We start from the raw sequence: 19,132 nt of genomic DNA, 5'->3' as shown, positions 1-19,132 counted from the left end.
GGTTTCGCGAACGCTGCCTGCGCCAGCGGGTTCGGGGAGTTGGGGGAAATGGGGGTCGCCCTGTTTCCGGCCTAAGTGTGACGTGACCGGCCCGGGGTGCGCCCGCGGGCAACTTGCGTGTACGGGCTTGTAGAACCCCAACGCAACGGGCGAGGCGAGCCTCGTTCTACTACTAGTTCGTGAGGCAGACCTCGCCCCGAGCCACCGACCGAAGCGAACCGCCGCGCCTCTCCGGCCCGACGGCGCTTCGGCACGTCCGGACGATTTTCCCTTCCCTCAGCGGCTCCTAGCCAATAGTGATCTGCCTATGGTCTGGGGAGGTCCTGAAGAGATGTCGGTGCGTCGGCGCATCCTCGCCTTGGAAATTGCGAGCCTCGTCTTCATCGTCGCGATGATCGCGCTGATGGCCAGCGCCCTGCGCCTTACCGACCATTTCGCCGGCCGCGTCGATGGCGTCCACAAGCGGTTCGAAGCCCTGGCCGATCTCGATGGCCGCGCCAACAATTACGGCGAGCAGGTCGCCAATGCCGTGCTGCTCGGCCGCGAAAAGCTCGACGACCTCAAGACCGCCCGCCTCGACATGGAAAAGGTCTTCGCCCGCCTCAACCAGGCCACCCGCGACGAGATCGCCACCCTCGGCGGCCTCAGCGAGGTACAGGCCGAGCTGCCCGAGATCGAGGAAAACCGGCGCATGCTCGAGCTCTATCACTCCATCGATCTCAACGCGACACGCGCCCTGGCCCTCCAGCGCGATGGTCGCCAGGTCGAAGGTATCCAGCTCTTCAGCCGCGACGTCGCCTTCCGCCTCGCCAACGAACTCCAGCCGCAGATCGACCGCGCCCTCCAGGAGGAGCGGGCCGAAGTCGCCGAACAGCTCGATGCCATCCAGGACTGGCAGTTCCGCCTCTGGGCCGCCGGCGTCGTCCTCGCCGTCCTCGCCCTCGCCTGCCTCGTCGCCCTCGGCTACCTGCTGCGCCGCGCCATCGTCCGCCCGCTGGACGAGATCGCCGCCGCCGGCCGGCGCCTGGCCGAAGGCGACTACGCCCAGCGCCTCGAAACCCGTGACCGTGGCGAGTTCACCGAATTCGCCGAAGCCTTCAACGCCGTCGCCGCCTCCGGCGAGAAGAACGCTGCCGAGCTCACCGCCCGCACCGCCGAGCTGCGCAGCGTCAGCGAGCAGCTCAAAATCATCGATACCCGCCGCACCCAGTTCCTCGCCGATGTCAGCCACGAACTGCGCACCCCGCTCACCGTGCTGCGCGGCGAAGCCGACGTCGCCCTGCGCTCCTCCGCCGATGCCGGCGAGCTGCGCCAGTCGCTCGAACGCATCCAGGGTCAGGCCAAGGATCTCGGCCGCCTGCTGGAAGACCTCATGGCCTTCGCCCGCGCTGATGCCGAGAACCAGCCCTATGTCGTTACCGAAGGCCGGATCGATGAAGTCGTCACGCTCACTGCCGAGGAAGCCGAATTGCTGGCCGAGCCGCGCGAAGCCAAGGTGAAGCTCGATCTCGGCGACGACGGCAGCCGCGTGGAAGCCGATTTCCGCCGCATCCGCCAGGCGCTGATGATCGGCTTCGACAATGCCGTCAAGCACTCCCCTCCCGGCGGCACCATCGGGGTCGAAACCGCCCTCCTCGGCGATAGCGTCGCCATCCGCATCACCGACGAAGGCCCCGGCGTCTCGGACGAGGACCAGCCGCGGGTATTCGAGCGCTTCTACCGCGGCCGGAACGAGAACGAGCTGGAGAACGAAGGCCTGGGCATCGGCCTCGCCATCGCCAAAGATATTCTCCATCGCCATGGAGGCACTATATCTCTGGGGAACCGCCCCGAGGGCGGTGCCGTACTCGAATACATTCTGCCACTCGCCGGACGCTAGCTTATTATGAAGATACTGATCGTCGAAGATGATCGCCGCATCGCCTCGTTCCTCGAACGCGGTCTTGTCGCCGAAGGCTATCAGGTCAGCATCGAGCAGGATGGCCGCGACGGTCTTGAGCGGGCGCGCACCGACAGCTTCGATCTCATCATCCTCGATCGCATGCTGCCCTATGTGGACGGCATGGAGGTCTGCCGCATCCTGCGCGAGGAGCGCCGCCCCGTTCTCATCCTCATGCTCACCGCCAAGGATAGCCTGCAGGACAAGGTCGAGGGTCTTAAAGGCGGCGCCGACGACTATCTTACCAAGCCCTTCGCCTTCGACGAACTCCTGGCCCGCATCTACGCCCTGCGCCGCCGCCGCACCGATATCGATCACGAAGGCGTCCTGCGCATCGGCCCCCTCGTTCTCGACCCGCAATCGCGCCGCGTCGCCAAGGACGAAAAGCCGATCTCGCTGACCGTGCGCGAGTTCGAACTGCTGCGCTATCTCATGGTCAATGCCGGCAAGGTCGTCAGCCGCCAGCGCCTGCTCAACAGTGTCTGGGAATATGGCTACGATCCGGGCACCAAGATCGTGGATGTCTATGTCCGCTATGTGCGCGCCAAGATCGACGAACCCGGTCTGCCCTCGCTCATCGAGACTGTGCGCGGCGTCGGCTACATGATTGGCGGAGAGGCATCGGCCTGAGGCCTTTCTCTCCAAATTCTAACCATCCCCTCAACAAGGTCTAACCTGCCTTTCGTAGCCTTGCTCCACTAGACTACGGAGGATGGAATGGACGGTTGGCCCCGCATTGCAAGCAAGCGCTTCGACGGCGAGAACGTCGATATCTACCGCAAGCGCGCCGCAGCGATCGCAGAGATCATCACCGGTTTCCGCATGGGCCGGTTCGATAGCGAGACCGCTGACGAGATGGAACAGCGCCTCATGGACCTGCAGAACCCGATCCTCGAGCACCACTGATTTTTCTCGGCAAATGCCGGAAATGCAAAAGGCCCCTTGCGGGGCCTTTCTCGTTTCTGTGCCTTTAGGCTCAGAGCGGCTTGAGGTTCGTCGCCGACATCTTGCCGTCGCGACCGGCCTGAAGCTCGTAGGAGACCTTCTGGCCTTCATTGAGCGTGGTCATGCCCGAACGCTCGACTGCGGAGATGTGAACGAACGCGTCCTTGCTGCCATCTTCCGGCTCGATAAAGCCGTAGCCTTTGGTGGTGTTGAAGAACTTAACGGTGCCGATGGTCATGGTAACCCTTGTCATTGGATGCCGGCCAGATTGCTGGGCCAGCGCGTTTTCTCGTCCGCAACGCGCGGACAAGGCCTTTAAACGTTCGCAAGATCAGGAGGTTTCCTAGCCGCCGGCGAACCGGAAGTTCAGATAGCGCAAGTTCAGACGAAAACGTGTTGCCATTATTGCTGTGTATTGCGTCGTTATCAAGACACTAGATGCACACAAACCCTTGCAACCGAACGCAGGCACCACATGTTTCATGCGCGGAGGTGCATGATGTCATCAGCATTCGTCAGGGAAGGCGGAGGCGAGCCGCCGCGGGTCTGGACTACCCGCGAAAGCGCCGAGCAGAGCCTTGAAACCTGGCGCACCATAGACGGCCGCCAGCACGACTACGAAATTCGCGCACGCCCCCATGGCGGCTTCATGATTGCACGCCTGAACAAATCCGGCGGCTTCGACAGCTGGGTCTCGGAATAACGCCCACGCAGGGCCACTTTGTCCCCGCTCCTTGGCGTTGAGCTAGAATGGCCACCCAGCAATCCCAGGTGGCCATTTCGAAATGTTCTTCTCCAGCCCTCTTACGCCAGCGGCCCGATGGGTTTCACCGCCGAAGCCTGCGGCCCGTACGGCCCCTCCTCGTCGGAGGGAATCGCCAGCACCTCATCCCCCTCGGCCAGCGTATCGAACCGCCCCTTGAGCACTGCCTCCGAGAAGAAGAGCGTCGCCCCGTCATGCATTTCGATGAAGCCGTTCCTCACCGTCGTGTCGAGCCGTGCGATGCGGCCATGCTCGGGCTGGTGCGCCAGTTGCTTGACGTCCTGTGGCGACCGCTTCTGGAAATGATTGGCTACCTGCGCTGCCGCTGTGTGGAAGGCATCGGTCAGCGCCGTGTCGAAGGTCTGCTGCCCGGTCGGCGATGGAAACTCGCCGCTGCGCTTACCCACCGCCAGGCCACCCGGATAGGAGAGCTCCACCTGGATGCTCACCACGGACTTGTGGCCGATCTTGTTCTTGCCATCGATGATGACGCGCCCCGAAATGATCTCGCGATCGAACTTGTCGAGCTGGCCGGTAAGTTCCTCGACCTTTGCGCGAATGCGGTCGCTTGGCTCGAAATGCCGGAAACTGACTTCGATCGGGGCGTCCATCGGGGCCTCCTCTGTTGCGATTGCGAGATCAACTCGCCCGAGGCCCTTGAAGTTGCGCACATTCACGCGGCAAACGAAAAACCCGGCCCCGGCCCAACGGGCCGGAACCGGGTCTGTCTATTGCCTAGACCAGTAAACTGGTGGCCGATCGACTTAGCCGCGCGGGCAGGTGTCGATGAAGACCTGGCCCCGCGAGTTGCGGTAGTAGCACTTGCCCGGCTGGTCGGCGACCTTGCCGATAGCCGCGCCGGCAACCGCACCCAGACCCGCGCCAACGGCGGTACCGAGGACCGAACCGGTCGTAGCAGCACCGATGATGCCGCCACCAACTGCACCCACGGCAGCACCCTGCTGCGTGCTGGTGCAGGCCGAGAGCGACAGCACGGCCGCCGCGATCACGAGTAGTTTCTTCATTTTTGACCCTCCTAGGATGGTGCGGGCACAATGCCGCTCGCCCTTAATGGTTCCGTCTTTAAACAAGTCAAAAATGGGGCAAACGTCAATATGTTGCGAGATAGCAACTACTTGGTGTTTAAAAAGCTCGCAAAAACTATAGCTATCCACCCGCCGATCAGCCCTACACCACCTATGGGAGCGGCACCCGGAAAGAGCCCGGATCCGGTAAAATACCGCGTGATGAGGTCCCCAACAAAAAGCAGCGTTCCCACGCCGAGAAGTGCCGCCGCAACCCTCAGCACACGCGTCGGCAAGCCATGCAGCCCCAGCGCCAGCAGCGCCGGTCCGTGCGCCAGGCAGATCGTCGAGGCCGCGCCCAGCAGGTGCTCGTCGCCCACATGCGATGCCGCCGCGGCCAGTGCCACCCCTGCCCCGCCGATGATGCCGCCCAGTCCCAGCGCGATTCGCCCATAGCCGCTCGTCATGCCCAACTCCGTCCTTGCCGATGGGGCTGGGGGTAGCAGCTAGACGCGCCATCGGCTACAGGTCATCTCGCGATAAGGAAGCCTTTCATGACTGCCCAAATGGAATCGAGCGCCGTCCCGGCGTCCGTTGACGTGCGCTCTGGCTGGAGCGTGGAATTCAAAGCGCTGTTCGCGCTGGCCTGGCCGCTGGTGCTGGCTCAGCTCGCCCAGAATGCGCTTTTCACCTCCGACGTCATCATGATGGGTTGGCTTGGGCCGAAATACCTGGCCGGTGGCGCGCTCGCCACCGCATTCCTCAACATGTTCCTCATCGGCTCGATCGGCCTCGTCGGCGTCGTCGCTCCGATGGTCGCCCAGGCCCTCGGCGCGCGTGACCTGCGCAGCGTCCAGCGCACCCTGCGCACCGGCTTCTGGGTCGTCATCGTTATTTCGGCCGTCCTGATTCCCGTCGTCTGGCAGGTAAAGCCAATCCTGCTGGCCCTGGGCCAGAATCCCGAAGCGACCGACCTCGCACAGGACTTCGTCCATCACGCCGCCTGGCTGTTCCTGCCCGCGCTTGGCATCATCGTGCTGCGCTCGTTCCTCTCCGCGCACGGCGTCACCCGCCCGATCCTGGTCATCACCATTTTCGGCGTCTTCATCAATGCCGGCCTCAATTACTGCTTCATGCTCGGCAATTTCGGCTTCCCCCGCCTCGAACTCAAAGGCTCGGGAACGGTCACGGCCACGGTCAACCTCATCATGTTCCTCATGATGCTGGGCTACATCGTCTGGCACCGCCGCTATCGCCGCTACAATATGTTCGGCAATTTCTTTAACATCGACTGGGCACGCCTGCGCGAAATCTTCCGCATCGGCACCCCGATCGGCCTTACCGTCATGGCTGAAGTCGGCCTGTTCTCGGCCGCTGCCATCCTCATGGGCCTCCTAGGCACCGACGAAGTCGCCGCCCACGCCGTGGCGCTCCAGATAACCTCGATGGCCTTCATGGTGCCGCTTGGCCTCTCCATGGCCACGACCGTCCGCGTCGGCCTCGCCTATGGCGGCGGCTCGCGCGAAGGCATCCGCAAGGCCGGCTGGTCCTCGATCGGCATGACGTTCGTTTTCGAAAGCATCACCTGCACGATCTTCCTGCTGTTTCCGCTCCAGCTCGTAAGCCTCTTCCTCGACCCCACCCACGAGATCAACGTCCACGCCGTCGGCCTCGCCGCCACCTACCTCATCGTCTCGGCGCTGTTCCAGCTCGCAGACGGCACGCAGGTCATCGCGGCGGCAGCCCTACGTGGCCTCAACGACACCAAGGTCCCGATGATCATCGCAATCGTCGGCTACTGGCTCGTCGGCCTGCCGGTGGCGTATCTCTGCGGCTTCGTGCTCAATTGGCACGGCGTCGGCATCTGGAGCGGCCTCGCCGCCGGACTGTCCTTCGTCGCCATCGTGCTGACAGCCCGCTTCGCCATGCGCGAACGGCTCAATCTCATCCGGTTCGACAAGCTGCGCGAGCAGATCGACGCCTAGGCAGCGATCCAGGTCCAATCACTCATGCGGTTGCGCATCCAGGTGCGCTGCCGCTTGGCATATTGCCGGGTGGCAATCACCGCGCGTTCGATCGCCTCGGCCTCATCCATCCGTCCCGCGATGACGTCGGCGATCTCGCGCACGCCGATCGCCTTCATCGCTGGCAGCGCCGGATCGAGGTCCATCGCCATGACCGCCTCGACCTCCTCGACGGCGCCGCCCGTGAACATCGTCTCGAACCGTCGCGCGATCCGCACACGCAACACATCGCGATCCGGATTGAGCACCAGCCGCTCGAGCTCGAACCCTTCGAGCAACCCCGTCTGAGCCGCATCCTGATAGCTGGCGAGCGACCGCCCCGTAGCCTTCAGCACGGCCAAGGCGCGCACCACCCGCTGAGGGTCAGGCGCCTGCAGCCGGCGTGCTATTTCAGGGTCCCGCTCGGCGACCAGGCGCGCCCGATTCTCTGCATCAAGTCCTTGAATCTCTTTCTCAGCTTCGGCCACGATCTCGGCCGGAATAGCCGGAACTTCCGCGAATCCGTTTGTGAGCGCTTCGAAATAAAGTCCTGTGCCGCCTACAAAAATCAAAGTGCGCGCAGGATCGGTTTCTTGAATCAGTTTCTCAACTGCGCTCGCCCACGCCCCAGTTGAGAACCGCTCCGCCGGTGACACGAAGCCATAGAGCCGGTGCTCTGCCTCGGCCTCGTCGGCGACGCTCGGACGCGCGGTGACAACCCGCAGGACGTCGTAAACCTGCATGGCGTCCGTGTTGACGATGAGGCCTCCGGTCTCCTTGGCGCGTGTCAAAGCCAGCGCCGACTTGCCGCTGGCAGTCGGACCCGCTATCAACACCGCTCGCCGTTGAGGCGCTCCGCTCATCTAAAATCCTTCATCGTTTCCGGGTGCCCAATGTCGGTCCTTTGCCTCATCGCCAACCCCGCCGATCCTGCTCTCGACAGCGCTCTCGTGACCGCTGTTCAGAAGGAAACGGGCGGCGAGGTCAACTGGCTGACGCAGCGCATTGCCTGCGAGATCATCGCCCCGAAGTCAACCGATCCGCTCGCAACCGCGCGTTTGCACATCAAGGATCGCGCCATCGACGCCGCGCTCGTGCCCAGTGAGAACCGCCGCAAGAAGCTGCTTATTGCCGACATGGATTCGACCATGATCGAGCAGGAATGCATCGACGAGCTCGCCGATGCCCTCGGCATCAAGGATGAAGTCGCCGACATCACCGCCCGCGCCATGAACGGCGAACTCGATTTCGAACAGGCCCTCGATACCCGCGTCGCGCTGCTCAAGGGCCTCGAGCGGGCCGTGATCGAAGAGATCCGCCGCGAGCGCATCACCTTGGCGCCAGGCGGCCGCGCGCTCGTGCACACCATGAAGGCCTATGGCGCCTATACGGCGCTCATCTCTGGTGGCTTCACCTTTTTCGCCGACTACATCGCCAAGCGCATCGGCTTCGACGAAGCAACGGCCAATGTCCTCGAATTCGCTGACGATAAACTCACCGGCACGGTGACCAAGCCCATCGTCGACAAGACGACCAAGTTCGCCCGCCTCAACGCCCTTGCTGCCGAGCACGGGCTGTCGCAGGCGGATACGCTGGCCGTAGGCGATGGGGCCAACGACCTCGACATGATCCGCGCCTCCGGGCTCGGCGTGGCGCTGCACGCCAAGCCGGTGGTCGCCGAGCAGGCGCATGTACGGATTGACCACGGCGACCTCACCGCCCTGCTCTACCTGCAGGGTTATTCCGACGAAGACTTCGTCCGATGAGACTCGAAACAGAACGCCTCATCCTCCGCCCCTGGGAAGACCGCGATCGCGCGCCACTGGCTGCCATCCTCGGCGACCCGCAGGTACGCCGGTACTACCCCGGCACGGCTACGCCCGAAGAGGTGAATGCCCAGATCGACAACGCCATCGCCAGGACAGCCGAGTTCGGCTTTCACCTCGGCGCCGTGGAGCACAGGGCTGACGGCAAGCTGATCGGCCTCCTCGGCCTGGGAAGGCTGTCCGACCTCATGGTCGAGACGATCCCTGGCCATCCGCTGGTGGAAATCGGCTGGCAGTTGGATAAAGCGTATTGGGGCCAGGGTCTGGCGCCTGAAGGCGCTCGGGCTTGCCTCGCCTATGCCTGGACGGAGCTTGGGCTTCCCGAAGTCATTGCCTATACGGCGGCGATCAACACGCCGAGCCAGCGGGTGATGGAGAAGATCGGCATGCGGCGCGATCCCGATGACGACTTTGCTCACCCCAAGATCGCCGAAGGACATCCCCTCCGGCAGCATGTTGTGTACCGGATCCGGCGACCGGAATAACAGCCGGCCGCCTGCGCCTCGCCCGAGCGGAGCGACGAAGCTAGTTCCGCACCCGCACCGCGATGAACCGGCTCGTCATCGTCGCATCGGTCACCTTGAACAGCACGGCCGGCCGACCGGCTTCCTTGGCGGCGCTGACCATTTCCACGACGCCGGCTACCGTTTCGATCGGCTGCTGGTTGACCTCGCTGACAACGAGACCGGGGATCATGCCCTTTTCCTCGGCGTTGCTCTTGCTGGTCACCGAAGTGATGATCACGCCTTTGACGTCATCGGGGATGCCGTATTGCTTGCGGACTTCGGGGCTGAGCGGACCGGCGTCGAAGCCGACCAGTTCGGGAAGGCCGGGCGCCGGGCCGATATTGTCCTCGGGGGCGTCTGGCGGCGGGGGCGGCTGCTGCTCCTGCTGGGCCTCGGCGATCTGTTGTTCGCCGACTTCGAGCCGGCCGAGCGAAATCTTGACGGTCTCGTCCTTGCCGTTGCGCAGGATCTTGACCTCTACGGCCTTGCCGACATCGGTCTCGGCTACGATCCGCGGGAGGTCGCGCATGCGCTCGATGGGCTTGTTGTCAAACTGCAGGATGAGGTCGCCTTCCTTGAGCACGCCATCGGAGGGACCGCCCTCGGTGACATCGACGACAAGAGCGCCGTTGGTGTTGTGGCGACCAAGGCTTGCTGCGATGTCGTCGGTGACTTCCTGGATACCGACGCCGAGCCAGCCCCGGCGGGTCTCGCCGTACTCGACGAGTTGATCGATGACCGGCTTGGCGAGGTTGACCGCGACGGCGAAACCGATGCCGATCGAAGAACCGCCACTGGCCAGCAGCGCCGTATTGATGCCGACGACCTTGCCATCCATGTCGAATAGCGGGCCGCCGGAATTGCCCTGGTTGATGGCTGCGTCGGTCTGGATGAAGTTGTCGTAGGGCCCGGAATTGATGTCGCGGTTGCGCGCCGAAACGATGCCGAGCGTCACCGAGCCGCCGAGGCCGAATGGGTTGCCGATTGCCATCACCCAGTCGCCGACTTCAGCCGTGTCGCTATCGCCAAACTCGACGAACGGCAGTTCGCGCCCGGCGTCGACCTTGAGCACCGCCAGATCGGTCTTGGCGTCGGTGCCGATCACCTTGGCCGGAAGGCGGGTACCGTCGGTAAGGAATACCTGGATTTCCTCGGCACCATCGATGACGTGGTTGTTGGTGACGATGAGGCCATCGGCCTTGATGATGAAGCCGGAGCCGAGGCTCTCTGCTTCCTGCTCAGCCTCCGGACCAAGGCCATCATTTGGATTGAGGTGATCGAGCATGTCATCGAGTTGTGACCCATCGGGACCCTGCGGGAATGGCAGGCCCGGCCCGCCCGGGACGTGGCGGGAAGTGCCGATATTGACCACGGCAGGCGAAAGCTGCTTGGCGAGCGCGGCGACCGAAGCCGGCCCCTGCGCGGTCGACGACGCAGCGAGCGTCGGCTGGGCGAAGGGCGTGACAGCGCTGACGAACAACAGGGCACAGAGTGCCGCCCGGGCAAACCTCATTACCAACCTCCCGGCGAGCCCACTGCAGCCAGTGTAGCGGCAGCGGCGCTTCAAGAAAACAATCGGCCAGCCATGCCAGCCGCGCGAACCTCTAGCATGCCCCCTCCCTGCCATTGTGGCAGCGGGTTGGTTTTCCCCGCCTTACCAACCGCAAATAAAAACCCTCCCCGTACGAAACGGGGAGGGTTGATAAGTGGGGGGATAAATCCCGCAGACTTACTGAGCAGGCGCCGCGGCAGGCTGCTCCGCAGGAGCCGCAGCTGGTGCGGGCGTCGTTGCCGGAGCCGGCGTCGCATCGACCGACGGGATAGCCGGCGGCTGGCTGGCAGAAGAACCGGGCGTGCCGAAATACTGGAAGAAATCCGTATCGGGCGAGAGCACCATGGTGGTTCCGTTCGAGCCGAGGGCGTTCCGGTAGCTTTCCATCGAGCGATAGAACTGGAAGAATTCCGGGTCCTTGCTGTAGGCATCGGCGAAGACGGCGGAGCGCTGGGCATCGCCCTCGCCTCGCAGCACTTCGGCATCCTTGCGGGCCGCTGCCACGACTTCCACGGCCTGACGGTCGGCGATAGCACGCAGGCTCTGCGCCGCTTCCTTACCACGCGCACGCAGCAGGGCGGCCTCGGCCAGACGTTCGGCCTTCATACGCTCGTAGGTCTGAGCCGAAACTTCCGGCGTCAGGTCGGTACGCAGGATACGCACGTCGACCACTTCGATGCCGAGCTCAGCCATATCCGGACGGATGAGGTCACGGGCTTCGCGCATCATCTGCGCGCGCTCGTCAGAGAGCGCGGCATTGAAGTTGCGCAGACCATAGACCTGGCGAAGCGCCGAGTCGAAACGCGTGGCGATACGCTGCTCGGCCACCCGCAACTCACCTTGCGCACGCTCACGGAAGAGGCGCGGATCGGCGATACGGTAGGTGAGGAACGCGTCCACGACGTAGAACTGACCGCCCGAAACCTGAACGCGCATATTGGCTAGGTCGTAACGCAGCAGTCGGTCTTCGACCACCTGCACGGTATCGATCATCGAGGTCGGGATCTTGAAGTAGATGCCCGGGTCCTTGTGGATGTCCGTGATCCGACCGAAGCGCATGACGATGGCCTGCTCGCGCTCGTTGACCACATAGATCGACGAGAAGAACAGGTAGATGACGGCGAGGACGGCAATGCCAAGAATGACAAGACGGTTCATGGCTTACTTCCCCTGCGCGCTAGGAGTAGTGGACGACGAGTTTGCCGGCGGGGTGATGCCCGCATTGGGCCTCAACTCGGGCAGCGGCAGGTAGGGAACGACACCCGACCCTGCACCCTTGTCCACGATCACTTTCTGCGAGCTGCCGAGAACCTGTTCCATCGTTTCGAGGAACAGACGCTCGCGCGTCACTTCCGGGGCCTTGGCGTATTCGTCATAGACCGAGGTAAAGCGCGAAGCCTGACCTTCGGCTTCCTGCACGACACGGTTCTTGTAAGCCGCGGCGTCTTCGCGCATCTGCGCAGCCTGGCCGCGGGCGTCGCCGAGCAGCGTATTGGAATACTGCCGGGCTTCTTCCTGGAAACGTTCCTGGTCCTGTTCGGCGCGCTGCACTTCATCGAACGCATCGGCCACCTCGGTCGGCGGGGCCACGTTCTCGATGGCGATCTGGCTCACGCGGACGCCCAGCTTGTAGTCATCGAGAATGCGCTGGGTAATCTGCTGCACCTCGACCTGGATACCGGCGCGGTCCTCGCGATAGATGGCCTGGGCCGAACGGCGGCCCACCACTTCGCGCATGGCGCTTTCGCCGGCGCTGCGGACCATGTCGTCAGCGTCGCGGACGTTGAACAGGTATTCGATCGGGTTGGCGACCGACCACAGCACCGAGAACTTCACGTCCACGATGTTCTGGTCGGAGGTGAGCATGGTGCCTTCGTCGCGCGCGCCGGGACGGCGCGAGGACACCGGCACGCTGCCGATTTCCGTCTGGTTTTCGGTGACGTTGACCTTCTCGACGCTATCGATCGGCCAGACCATGAAATGCAGGCCCGGGCTGGCGAGCTCGGGCTTGGGCTTGCCGAAACGCAGTTCGACGCCAACCTGCTGTGGGTCCACGGTATAAACCGAGTTCAGCAGCCAGAAGGCGCCGACGGCCAGAAGGCCACCGATCAGGACCCAGCGTCCGCCCGGAATACCACCCTGAAAGCTGTCGCGACCCCGGTTGAGAATCTCTTCGAGATTGGGAGTGCCGCCCCGGCGGGGTCCGCCGCCTTGCGGGGCCTGTCCCCACGGACCGCCATTATTATTGCGGCCGCCTCCACCCGTATTATTGTCCCAGGGCATCGCGTTCCTTTCCGGTCGCTTTTCAAAAGGTTGCCGAACTATATAGGGAAGCGCTTATGACCGATCAATGCGGAGCTATGCGCGGCGTTCATAGACCTTTACGCGAAATGACGCAGTATCCTTCCCGGTGAGCGGCACTTCGGGCTCATCGACCACCACCCAGACGTTGTGATCGATGGACGGAAACACCGTATCTCCTTGGGGTGCAAGGTCTACTTCGGTGATGTAGAGGCGATCGGCCAGCGGCATGGCCTCGCAATAAAGCTCTCCGCCACCGCCGATAAAAACCTCGTCAACACCTTCGGCCTCGGCAATCGTGCGCGCGTGATCGATGGCTGCATCGAGGCTGTCGATAACGAGAACGCCATCAGGCTGATAGCCCTTCTGCCGTGTAACAACGATGTTGATGCGCCCCGGCAAGGCCTTGCCGATGCTCTCGAAAGTCTTGCGGCCCATGATGAGCGGCTTGCCCATCGTGGTCCGTTTGAAGTGCGCGAAATCCGACGGCAGCCGCCAGGGCATGGCATTGCCGGCCCCGATCACCCCATTGCTGCCGACGGCAGCGATCATTGCGATCTTGATGGTCATCGCCCGGCCAACGCCTCCAGCGCGCCATCGGTGACCCGGCACCGGCGCCAATCATCCATGAAGATGGCGCCCTGCGATTTGTAGAACTGGATCGAAGGTTCGTTCCAGTCGAGCACCGCCCATTCGAGCCGCCCGAGATTGTCAGCGCGGCAGCGCCTGGCGAGATGGACCAGCAGCGCCTTGCCGAGGCCATGGCCGCGCATGGCCGGCTCGACGAAAAGGTCTTCCAGCCAGATGCCGTGCCGGCCCTGGAAGGTCGAATAGGTATAGTACCAGAGCGCGAAGCCGGCCGGCTGGCCGTTCCACTCGGCGATGTCGCAGAACACCTTGGGCGACGGCCCGAAAAGATCGCGCACGATATCGGCCTCGGTCGCCTTTGCCTCGTGCAGCAGCTTCTCGTAGGACGCCAGGTCCCCGATGAACTTGATGATGAGCGGCGCGTCTGCGGCCGTGGTGGGGCGAATGGAAACGGACATCAGGCAGGAGATCTGGTTGGAGATTTATCGAGATAGCTGAACCATTTGCGATCCAGCGCGGCAGCAAGGTCTATGCCGTTATGGGCAGCGAAGAGCAGCAATTGGGCGAGCACATCGGCCGCCTCGTCGGCAAGGGACGCAGCGATCGCCTCGCGACCCTCGCCCTTGGCACGACCGCGACCAGTGAGGCGGAGATAGGCGCTGACGAGCTCTCCAACCTCCTCCTGGAGCTTGAGGGCATACCAGTCATCATCGCGGGCGATGTCGTTGCGCGTCGCGTAGATGTCGGAAACCCGACCGACCTTTTCGGCAAGCTCCTCCAGCGCCTTTGACATCACTCCGGCTGCTGCCGGTTGAGGATGAGGATTTCGAGCTCGCGGTCATAGGGCGGGAAGAAATCGGTCGCCGTCATCTCGAACGTGGTGGGGCCGGTCTTCTTGACGTCGGTGCCGCAAAACGAGATCAGGTTTTCCGGCGAGCCCTTGTCGACGGTAAGGTGGAAGCGACCGATGGGGCCGCTCCAGTTATTGCCGGTCGACCAGATGTAGGAAATCCAGCTCTCGGTGAAGGGCGCGCTGTAAGGATCGTTCTTGTCCTTGAGCGTCTTCTTGACCGCGTTGATGAAGGCGTCGTCGGTGCAATAATCCTTCTTGTAGCTCGTGGCCGGATCGTAGTCCTCGTAGGGCTCGGCGAGGAAGGAGACCCCGACTGTTCCGCCGACACTCGGCTTATAGGTGTGGATCACTTCGGCCAGCGCGCCGGCCTTGAAATTGGCTTCCCAGCTATAGGTGGATTTGAGCGTCCAGACGGGGGTCATGTCCGTCTGCCAACCCTGCCCCGCATCGTATTCCATCGGGATCACGAGACCGCGGTGCATCAGCTCCTGCTTGTCCTCGTCCGGGAGCGCATTGAGCTTTTCGATCGTGTCGTTGCCATAGGGCGTGAGCGGAATGCCCAGGCTCTTGAGGTACTCGGTCTGGTCGATACCGACCGAGAAGACATATTGGTGGAGCGTCGCCTCGACCGGCTTGCCGTTGAAGGTGGTCTCGAACCCGAAGATGTTCTCCGGATCCTCGGTCGGGACGCTGACCATGAAGTCGCCGCTGCCGGTAATGTCGGGCAGCGGGAAGGCCACCAGCACGCGCTGGTCCGCATCGGAATTGTTCTTGAACTCGTAGACGACCTTCACCTGTTCGGCTGAGATCGAGAGGTCTTCCGAAGCCATCTCGATCTTGTCGTTGGTGAGGAAGGTCAGCCCGCCCACGCCGAGCTGGGCCATGGTGTCATTGGCCAGGGCCGAAGCCGGGAAGACCGCAACGATCAGAGCGAATCCGAGCCTGGACAACATCAGACGGCAACCTTTGCTTTGATGTGGGGATGGGGATCGTACCCGGTGATGGTGAAATCCTCGAAGGTGAAGTCTTCGAGCGTCTTCACTTCGGGATTGAGCGTGAGCCTGGGCAACGGCCGCGGCTCGCGGCTGAGCTGTTCGCGCGCCTGCTCGAAATGGTTGGAATAGAGGTGCACGTCGCCGAACGAATGCACGAAGTCGCCGACCTCAAGCCCGGTGACCTGCGCCATCATATGCGTGAAGAGCGCATAGGAGGCGATGTTGAACGGCACGCCCAGGAACGTATCGGCCGAGCGCTGGTAGAGCTGGCAGGAAAGCTTGCCGCCGGCCACGTAGAACTGGAAGAGGCAGTGGCATGGCGGCAGCGCCATCTCGTCGACCTCGGCCGGGTTCCAGGCCGAGACGATGTGGCGGCGCGAATCCGGCTTGGTGCGGATCGAGTTCACCACATTGGCGATCTGGTCGATATGGCGGCCGTCAGGCGCCGGCCAGCTCCGCCATTGCGAGCCGTAGACCGGGCCGAGATCGCCGTTCTCATCGGCCCATTCGTCCCAGATCTTGACGCCCCGCTCCTGCAGCCAGCGCACATTGGTATCGCCGCGCAGGAACCACAGCAGTTCATAGACGATCGACTTGATGTGCAGCTTCTTGGTGGTCAGCAGCGGGAAGCCCTCGGAGAGGTCGAACCGCATCTGGTAGCCGAAAAGCGAGCGCGTACCGACGCCGGTGCGATCCGACTTGTCGGCGCCCTTCTCGAGGATATCGCTGAGCAATTGCTGGTAAGCTTTCATGCCGCCGACACTAGACGATTCTGGCGCTACTTGCCTCCCCAAACCCGACATTCCCCAAGCCGCACCGCCGCGGCGCTTGACTCCTTCGCGCTGCCCGATCACTGTAACCTGTATAAGAGGTTACACAAATGCCCTGGCCACCGCGCTTCATCTTCATTGGCGGCTCGCTCGCCATCGACTTCGCCCAGACGGGCGGAGAGGGTTGGCGCTCGCGCTGGGAAAGCTGGCATTCCCCCAGTGACCTCGCTGATTGGGCGGAGGCCTCTCCCGACCTGCGTTTCCGCCCTTCGGTGACGGAAACCGAATTCGCCGCCGCCCGCGCGCTGCGCGAAGCGCTCTGGTTCACCGCGCGCGCCCATGTGGAGCACAAGGTGCCGGGCGCGGCCGACATCGCGCTCATCGAGGAAACCGCCGCTCTCCCCGACCTCGTACCGCGCTGGCATGGCGGACGGCACGAATGGAACCGGGACGCCGCCTTCGCGCAGGTCCTTTCAACCGTGGCGCGCGAGGCGATCCACCTTTTCGGCACGGACCGGGTGGAGCGCTTCCGCGAATGCGCCAATCCTACCTGCTCCCTGATGTTCGTGGATAACTCGCGCCCTGGCCGCCGCCAGTGGTGCTCGATGGCCCGCTGCGGCAACCTCACCAAGGTCGCCCGCCACCGCGCCAAAGGCAAAGGAGACGATCATGTCCATTGAGACCACCTCGCCCGCCACCGACCGGCTCGCGCGCCCGCTCCAGCCCATGCCCGATTTCGTGCGGCTGGCACTGGAGGAGCGAGGGCTGGTCGAACGCTATGCCGAGCGGCCGGCCTACCAGCGCAACGACTACCTCATGTGGATCAACAAGGCGGCCCGCGAAGAGACGCAACTCAAGCGGCTCAACCAGATGCTCGACGAGCTGGAAGCCGGTGGGGTCTACATGCGCATGAAATGGAGCGGTGGACGCTGAGCCGCCAGTCCTCGACAGGCATCACCGCCCCGATTATCTACAATTCATGAGTGGTGAACGCGACAACACAATAGCCGGGCAGATCACCCGGGCCCTTGCCGAACGCATCGTGGCCGGCGACATCGAGCCCGGTGCCCGGCTGCGCCAGGATCACATCGCTCAGGAATTCGGCGCCAGCCACGTTCCGGTTCGCGAGGCTTTCCGGCGGCTCGAGGCACAGGGGCTGGCGATCAGCGAACCGCGCCGCGGCGTCCGGGTTGCCTCCTTCGATCTATCGAGCGTGCGTGAGGTGGCGGAGATGCGTGCCGCGCTGGAGAGCCTGGCCCTGCGCCATGCCGCCCCGCGCCTCACCCCGACCATCCTCGACGCTGCCGAACAGGCGACGCTTGCCGGCGACCGCTCCCGCGACGTCCGCTCCTGGGAGGAGGCCAACCGCACCTTCCACCGCACCATCGTCACGCCCTGCAACATGCCGCGGCTGCTCGCGGCCATCGATGATCTGCACGCCATGAGCGCCCGCTTTCTCTTCGCCACCTGGCGCTCGGATTGGGAAACGCGCACCGACCATGATCACCGCGCGATCCTGGCGGCGCTGCGCGCCGGGCAGATCGACAATGCGGTCTCGATTCTAGCGCGGCACGTGCAGTGGATCGGCCAGCGCCCGGTGCGACTGGCTTCCGGTGCCACGCGCGAAGCGTTTTCGATCCAGGGCTAGGGTCCGTACTCGCCGGTAGATGAGGTTGCGATGGCCTCCCCAACCACCGGACTTCCCCGGACTTGATCCGGGGCCCATTGCCACCCTCCACTCGAGTGGAGGAACCCGTGGGCCCCGGCTCTGCGGCCGGGGAAGTTCAGTGGTTGTGGCGCGGCAGACGGACGGCGTTTCCGTTGAAATCTTTCGGATAGGAAGATAAGGCGCTCTGGGGCGCCGGAACTTATTGAGTACGAACCCTAACGCGATGGGCAATTGCCTTCACGACGGAAAGGCCTGATCATCGACGCAGGAGGACCTGCCTTGCTGCGCTTCGATGAAGTCGCCCCTGTCCTGCGCGACCGCTTCGAACGCGCGCAACTGATTGCCATCGACGGCATGCCGGTTTCGGGCAAGACGACACTCGCCATGCGCCTCGCCGATGCCTTCGACTTCGACATCCTGCATTTCGACGATTTCGTGCTGCCCCGGCGCCTGCGCAGCAGGCATATGGGGCCGGCCTACCCCTTCCCCTATTTCCGCATCGACGCCTTCCGCCAGGCGGTGACCGACCTCCAGCGCGACGGCCAATGCACCTACCAGCCCTTCGACTGGAAAACCGGACGCCTCAGCCGGCAGATGCGCACGCTCGTGCGGCGCGGCCCGGTGATCGTGGAAGGCTGCTCGACACTCGACCCGTTGCTGGCGCCGCACTACGACCTGCGCCTGTTCGTGGAGAGCGACCGCGCCAGCGCATTGGCGGCGCGAACGCTGCGCGACGGCAATTCCGACGTGATCAACTGGCGCGAACTCTACCTGCCCAGCGCTGATCTCTACCTCGCCACCAACCCGCGGGCGCGGGCCGATTATGTCGTGGCGGGGCGAGGGATCGAGTAGACGCACCTAGGTGCCGGCTCGGATTGCTCCGGTCGGGTTTGCTGGTGGTTCGTTGGCGGCTCGGGGCGAGGTTTGCCTCAAGTCTATGTTTGCTAGCGATATGCGAGGCATGGCCTCGCCCCTTGAGCGTTTGAGGTTTCGACAAGCCCGTTCACGCAAGTTGCCCGCGAGCGCACTCCGGGCCGGTCACGTCACACTTAGGCCGTAAGCCCAGGCGCCCCCGGGCTTCCCCCAACTCCCAGAACCTGGCGGCAGGGCGAGATGCAGGTGTCGACCTTATCTGCATCCAGTCCTGCCGCCAGCCGCCGCGGCACTGCGTACTGTGCCTCGCCGTTGGCGGAGGGATGGGAAGGAGTATGCGGGAGGGTGATGGGGGTGGGGATAAGTTTTTTGGCACGATCGTTCCTGGCTCTCCTGCCACCCTCGTTCTCACCCCCACCACCTTACTTCCCCGGACTTGATCCGGGGCCTATTGCACCGCTCCACTTGAGTGGAGGGATCCGTGGGCCCCGGCTCTTCGGCCGGGGAAATGCGGTGGTGGGGTG

Annotated in this window: 24 protein-coding genes; 11 read left to right on the top strand and 13 right to left on the bottom strand. The window is 63.6% G+C overall.

Going from position 1 to position 19,132, the window contains the following annotated elements:
* The first annotated feature begins 331 nt into the window (after positions 1-331).
* The 3 genes from JNE37_RS15550 (at position 332) to JNE37_RS15540 (ending at position 2,845) form a co-directional block, all read left to right on the top strand.
* The gene (locus JNE37_RS15550) at positions 332-1,879 is read left to right on the top strand and encodes a sensor histidine kinase (protein WP_203063669.1); all 1,548 of its coding nucleotides are present in this window, start codon (positions 332-334) and stop codon (positions 1,877-1,879) included.
* Positions 1,880-1,885: 6 nt separating this feature from the next.
* On the top strand, positions 1,886-2,569 hold the full coding sequence (locus tag JNE37_RS15545) for a response regulator transcription factor (protein WP_035033352.1): 684 nt from the start codon (positions 1,886-1,888) through the stop codon (positions 2,567-2,569).
* A gap of 87 nt (positions 2,570-2,656) precedes the next feature.
* On the top strand, positions 2,657-2,845 hold the full coding sequence (locus JNE37_RS15540) for a hypothetical protein (RefSeq protein WP_035033351.1): 189 nt from the start codon (positions 2,657-2,659) through the stop codon (positions 2,843-2,845).
* Positions 2,846-2,915: 70 nt separating this feature from the next.
* Here the strand turns inward: JNE37_RS15540 and JNE37_RS15535 are convergent, their stop codons facing one another.
* Positions 2,916-3,122: a cold-shock protein gene (locus tag JNE37_RS15535; RefSeq protein WP_035033349.1), complete on the bottom strand. Its 207-nt coding sequence runs from the start codon at positions 3,120-3,122 to the stop codon at positions 2,916-2,918.
* 261 nt (positions 3,123-3,383) lie between these two features.
* Between JNE37_RS15535 and JNE37_RS15530 the strand changes: the two genes are divergently transcribed.
* Complete coding sequence (locus tag JNE37_RS15530; protein ID WP_203063668.1) at positions 3,384-3,587, top strand: hypothetical protein; 204 nt, start codon at positions 3,384-3,386, stop codon at positions 3,585-3,587.
* Between the two features lie 101 nt (positions 3,588-3,688).
* Here JNE37_RS15530 and JNE37_RS15525 read toward each other — a convergent pair whose 3' ends face one another.
* The 3 genes from JNE37_RS15525 to JNE37_RS15515 form a co-directional block, all read right to left on the bottom strand.
* Positions 3,689-4,258 carry an HPF/RaiA family ribosome-associated protein gene (locus JNE37_RS15525; RefSeq protein WP_052015271.1) on the bottom strand — a complete coding sequence of 190 codons (570 nt, stop codon included), beginning with the start codon at positions 4,256-4,258 and terminating at the stop codon, positions 3,689-3,691.
* 153 nt (positions 4,259-4,411) lie between these two features.
* Entirely contained in the window at positions 4,412-4,672 is a 261-nt protein-coding gene (locus JNE37_RS15520) for a glycine zipper domain-containing protein (protein WP_035033346.1), read from the bottom strand.
* A 107-nt stretch (positions 4,673-4,779) separates the two neighbouring features.
* Positions 4,780-5,139, bottom strand: a complete 360-nt coding sequence (locus JNE37_RS15515) for a DUF423 domain-containing protein (RefSeq protein WP_035090969.1) — start codon at positions 5,137-5,139, stop codon at positions 4,780-4,782.
* Positions 5,140-5,226: 87 nt separating this feature from the next.
* Between JNE37_RS15515 and JNE37_RS15510 the strand changes: the two genes are divergently transcribed.
* Positions 5,227-6,657: an MATE family efflux transporter gene (locus JNE37_RS15510; protein WP_246513316.1), complete on the top strand. Its 1,431-nt coding sequence runs from the start codon at positions 5,227-5,229 to the stop codon at positions 6,655-6,657.
* On the opposite strand, the gene miaA is transcribed toward JNE37_RS15510, so the two are convergent.
* Positions 6,654-7,538 carry a tRNA (adenosine(37)-N6)-dimethylallyltransferase MiaA gene (gene miaA, locus JNE37_RS15505; protein WP_203063667.1) on the bottom strand — a complete coding sequence of 295 codons (885 nt, stop codon included), beginning with the start codon at positions 7,536-7,538 and terminating at the stop codon, positions 6,654-6,656. The genes JNE37_RS15510 and miaA overlap by 4 nt on opposite strands.
* Before the next feature lie 30 nt (positions 7,539-7,568).
* Between miaA and serB the strand changes: the two genes are divergently transcribed.
* Together serB and JNE37_RS15495 are read left to right on the top strand one after the other, a co-directional pair.
* A complete protein-coding gene (gene serB / locus JNE37_RS15500; protein WP_203063666.1) occupies positions 7,569-8,441 on the top strand; it encodes a phosphoserine phosphatase SerB in 873 nt (290 codons plus the stop codon).
* Positions 8,438-8,986 (top strand): GNAT family N-acetyltransferase, encoded by a 549-nt coding sequence (locus JNE37_RS15495; RefSeq protein ID WP_203063665.1) that lies wholly within the window; start codon positions 8,438-8,440, stop codon positions 8,984-8,986. Before serB ends, JNE37_RS15495 begins: the two co-directional genes overlap by 4 nt.
* Positions 8,987-9,026: 40 nt before the next feature.
* On the opposite strand, the gene JNE37_RS15490 is transcribed toward JNE37_RS15495, so the two are convergent.
* The 8 genes from JNE37_RS15490 to JNE37_RS15455 form a co-directional block, all read right to left on the bottom strand.
* On the bottom strand, positions 9,027-10,520 hold the full coding sequence (locus JNE37_RS15490) for a Do family serine endopeptidase (RefSeq protein ID WP_203063664.1): 1,494 nt from the start codon (positions 10,518-10,520) through the stop codon (positions 9,027-9,029).
* 216 nt (positions 10,521-10,736) lie between these two features.
* On the bottom strand, positions 10,737-11,717 hold the full coding sequence (gene hflC, locus JNE37_RS15485) for a protease modulator HflC (RefSeq protein ID WP_035034335.1): 981 nt from the start codon (positions 11,715-11,717) through the stop codon (positions 10,737-10,739).
* A gap of 3 nt (positions 11,718-11,720) precedes the next feature.
* Positions 11,721-12,842: an FtsH protease activity modulator HflK gene (hflK, locus tag JNE37_RS15480; RefSeq protein WP_203063663.1), complete on the bottom strand. Its 1,122-nt coding sequence runs from the start codon at positions 12,840-12,842 to the stop codon at positions 11,721-11,723.
* A 75-nt stretch (positions 12,843-12,917) separates the two neighbouring features.
* Positions 12,918-13,430, bottom strand: a complete 513-nt coding sequence (locus tag JNE37_RS15475; protein ID WP_203063662.1) for a dihydrofolate reductase — start codon at positions 13,428-13,430, stop codon at positions 12,918-12,920.
* Complete coding sequence (locus JNE37_RS15470) at positions 13,427-13,906, bottom strand: GNAT family N-acetyltransferase (RefSeq protein WP_203063660.1); 480 nt, start codon at positions 13,904-13,906, stop codon at positions 13,427-13,429. The genes JNE37_RS15475 and JNE37_RS15470 overlap by 4 nt, the downstream gene beginning before the upstream one ends.
* On the bottom strand, positions 13,906-14,241 hold the full coding sequence (locus tag JNE37_RS15465; RefSeq protein WP_203063659.1) for a MazG nucleotide pyrophosphohydrolase domain-containing protein: 336 nt from the start codon (positions 14,239-14,241) through the stop codon (positions 13,906-13,908). The genes JNE37_RS15470 and JNE37_RS15465 overlap by 1 nt, the downstream gene beginning before the upstream one ends.
* On the bottom strand, positions 14,241-15,254 hold the full coding sequence (locus JNE37_RS15460; protein WP_203063658.1) for a DUF4424 domain-containing protein: 1,014 nt from the start codon (positions 15,252-15,254) through the stop codon (positions 14,241-14,243). Before JNE37_RS15460 ends, JNE37_RS15465 begins: the two co-directional genes overlap by 1 nt.
* The gene (locus JNE37_RS15455; RefSeq protein WP_203063657.1) at positions 15,254-16,048 is read right to left on the bottom strand and encodes a thymidylate synthase; all 795 of its coding nucleotides are present in this window, start codon (positions 16,046-16,048) and stop codon (positions 15,254-15,256) included. Before JNE37_RS15455 ends, JNE37_RS15460 begins: the two co-directional genes overlap by 1 nt.
* Positions 16,049-16,176: 128 nt before the next feature.
* Here JNE37_RS15455 and JNE37_RS15450 point away from each other — a divergent pair, with 128 nt between their 5' ends.
* From JNE37_RS15450 to JNE37_RS15435, 4 genes are all read left to right on the top strand, one after another.
* Complete coding sequence (locus JNE37_RS15450; protein ID WP_203063656.1) at positions 16,177-16,746, top strand: CGNR zinc finger domain-containing protein; 570 nt, start codon at positions 16,177-16,179, stop codon at positions 16,744-16,746.
* On the top strand, positions 16,736-16,999 hold the full coding sequence (locus JNE37_RS15445; RefSeq protein ID WP_246513314.1) for a YdeI/OmpD-associated family protein: 264 nt from the start codon (positions 16,736-16,738) through the stop codon (positions 16,997-16,999). The genes JNE37_RS15450 and JNE37_RS15445 overlap by 11 nt, the downstream gene beginning before the upstream one ends.
* A 46-nt stretch (positions 17,000-17,045) precedes the next feature.
* Positions 17,046-17,714 carry a GntR family transcriptional regulator gene (locus JNE37_RS15440; protein WP_203063655.1) on the top strand — a complete coding sequence of 223 codons (669 nt, stop codon included), beginning with the start codon at positions 17,046-17,048 and terminating at the stop codon, positions 17,712-17,714.
* A gap of 300 nt (positions 17,715-18,014) precedes the next feature.
* A complete protein-coding gene (locus JNE37_RS15435; protein WP_035090937.1) occupies positions 18,015-18,587 on the top strand; it encodes a uridine kinase family protein in 573 nt (190 codons plus the stop codon).
* Positions 18,588-19,132 lie beyond the last annotated feature (545 nt).

It is taken from the genome of Paradevosia shaoguanensis, from assembly GCF_016801025.1.
GTDB classification, from domain to species: Bacteria; Pseudomonadota; Alphaproteobacteria; order Rhizobiales; family Devosiaceae; genus Paradevosia; species Paradevosia shaoguanensis.
Note: the sequence above shows the minus strand (reverse complement) of the source record. Positions and strands in the feature narration are given on the sequence as shown.

Bases quoted from the DNA above. Each gene is read 5' to 3' on its own strand.
- JNE37_RS15550 (WP_203063669.1), top strand. From the start codon at position 332: ATGTCGGTGCGTCGGCGCATCCTCGCCTTGGAAATTGCGAGCCTCGTC.
- JNE37_RS15545 (WP_035033352.1), top strand. From the start codon at position 1,886: ATGAAGATACTGATCGTCGAAGATGATCGCCGCATCGCCTCGTTCCTC.
- JNE37_RS15540 (WP_035033351.1), top strand. From the start codon at position 2,657: ATGGACGGTTGGCCCCGCATTGCAAGCAAGCGCTTCGACGGCGAGAAC.
- JNE37_RS15535 (WP_035033349.1), bottom strand. From the start codon at position 3,122: ATGACCATCGGCACCGTTAAGTTCTTCAACACCACCAAAGGCTACGGC.
- JNE37_RS15530 (WP_203063668.1), top strand. From the start codon at position 3,384: ATGTCATCAGCATTCGTCAGGGAAGGCGGAGGCGAGCCGCCGCGGGTC.
- JNE37_RS15525 (WP_052015271.1), bottom strand. From the start codon at position 4,258: ATGGACGCCCCGATCGAAGTCAGTTTCCGGCATTTCGAGCCAAGCGAC.
- JNE37_RS15520 (WP_035033346.1), bottom strand. From the start codon at position 4,672: ATGAAGAAACTACTCGTGATCGCGGCGGCCGTGCTGTCGCTCTCGGCC.
- JNE37_RS15515 (WP_035090969.1), bottom strand. From the start codon at position 5,139: ATGACGAGCGGCTATGGGCGAATCGCGCTGGGACTGGGCGGCATCATC.
- JNE37_RS15510 (WP_246513316.1), top strand. From the start codon at position 5,227: ATGACTGCCCAAATGGAATCGAGCGCCGTCCCGGCGTCCGTTGACGTG.
- miaA (WP_203063667.1), bottom strand. From the start codon at position 7,538: ATGAGCGGAGCGCCTCAACGGCGAGCGGTGTTGATAGCGGGTCCGACT.
- serB (WP_203063666.1), top strand. From the start codon at position 7,569: ATGTCGGTCCTTTGCCTCATCGCCAACCCCGCCGATCCTGCTCTCGAC.
- JNE37_RS15495 (WP_203063665.1), top strand. From the start codon at position 8,438: ATGAGACTCGAAACAGAACGCCTCATCCTCCGCCCCTGGGAAGACCGC.
- JNE37_RS15490 (WP_203063664.1), bottom strand. From the start codon at position 10,520: ATGAGGTTTGCCCGGGCGGCACTCTGTGCCCTGTTGTTCGTCAGCGCT.
- hflC (WP_035034335.1), bottom strand. From the start codon at position 11,717: ATGAACCGTCTTGTCATTCTTGGCATTGCCGTCCTCGCCGTCATCTAC.
- hflK (WP_203063663.1), bottom strand. From the start codon at position 12,842: ATGCCCTGGGACAATAATACGGGTGGAGGCGGCCGCAATAATAATGGC.
- JNE37_RS15475 (WP_203063662.1), bottom strand. From the start codon at position 13,430: ATGACCATCAAGATCGCAATGATCGCTGCCGTCGGCAGCAATGGGGTG.
- JNE37_RS15470 (WP_203063660.1), bottom strand. From the start codon at position 13,906: ATGTCCGTTTCCATTCGCCCCACCACGGCCGCAGACGCGCCGCTCATC.
- JNE37_RS15465 (WP_203063659.1), bottom strand. From the start codon at position 14,241: ATGTCAAAGGCGCTGGAGGAGCTTGCCGAAAAGGTCGGTCGGGTTTCC.
- JNE37_RS15460 (WP_203063658.1), bottom strand. From the start codon at position 15,254: ATGTTGTCCAGGCTCGGATTCGCTCTGATCGTTGCGGTCTTCCCGGCT.
- JNE37_RS15455 (WP_203063657.1), bottom strand. From the start codon at position 16,048: ATGAAAGCTTACCAGCAATTGCTCAGCGATATCCTCGAGAAGGGCGCC.
- JNE37_RS15450 (WP_203063656.1), top strand. From the start codon at position 16,177: ATGCCCTGGCCACCGCGCTTCATCTTCATTGGCGGCTCGCTCGCCATC.
- JNE37_RS15445 (WP_246513314.1), top strand. From the start codon at position 16,736: ATGTCCATTGAGACCACCTCGCCCGCCACCGACCGGCTCGCGCGCCCG.
- JNE37_RS15440 (WP_203063655.1), top strand. From the start codon at position 17,046: ATGAGTGGTGAACGCGACAACACAATAGCCGGGCAGATCACCCGGGCC.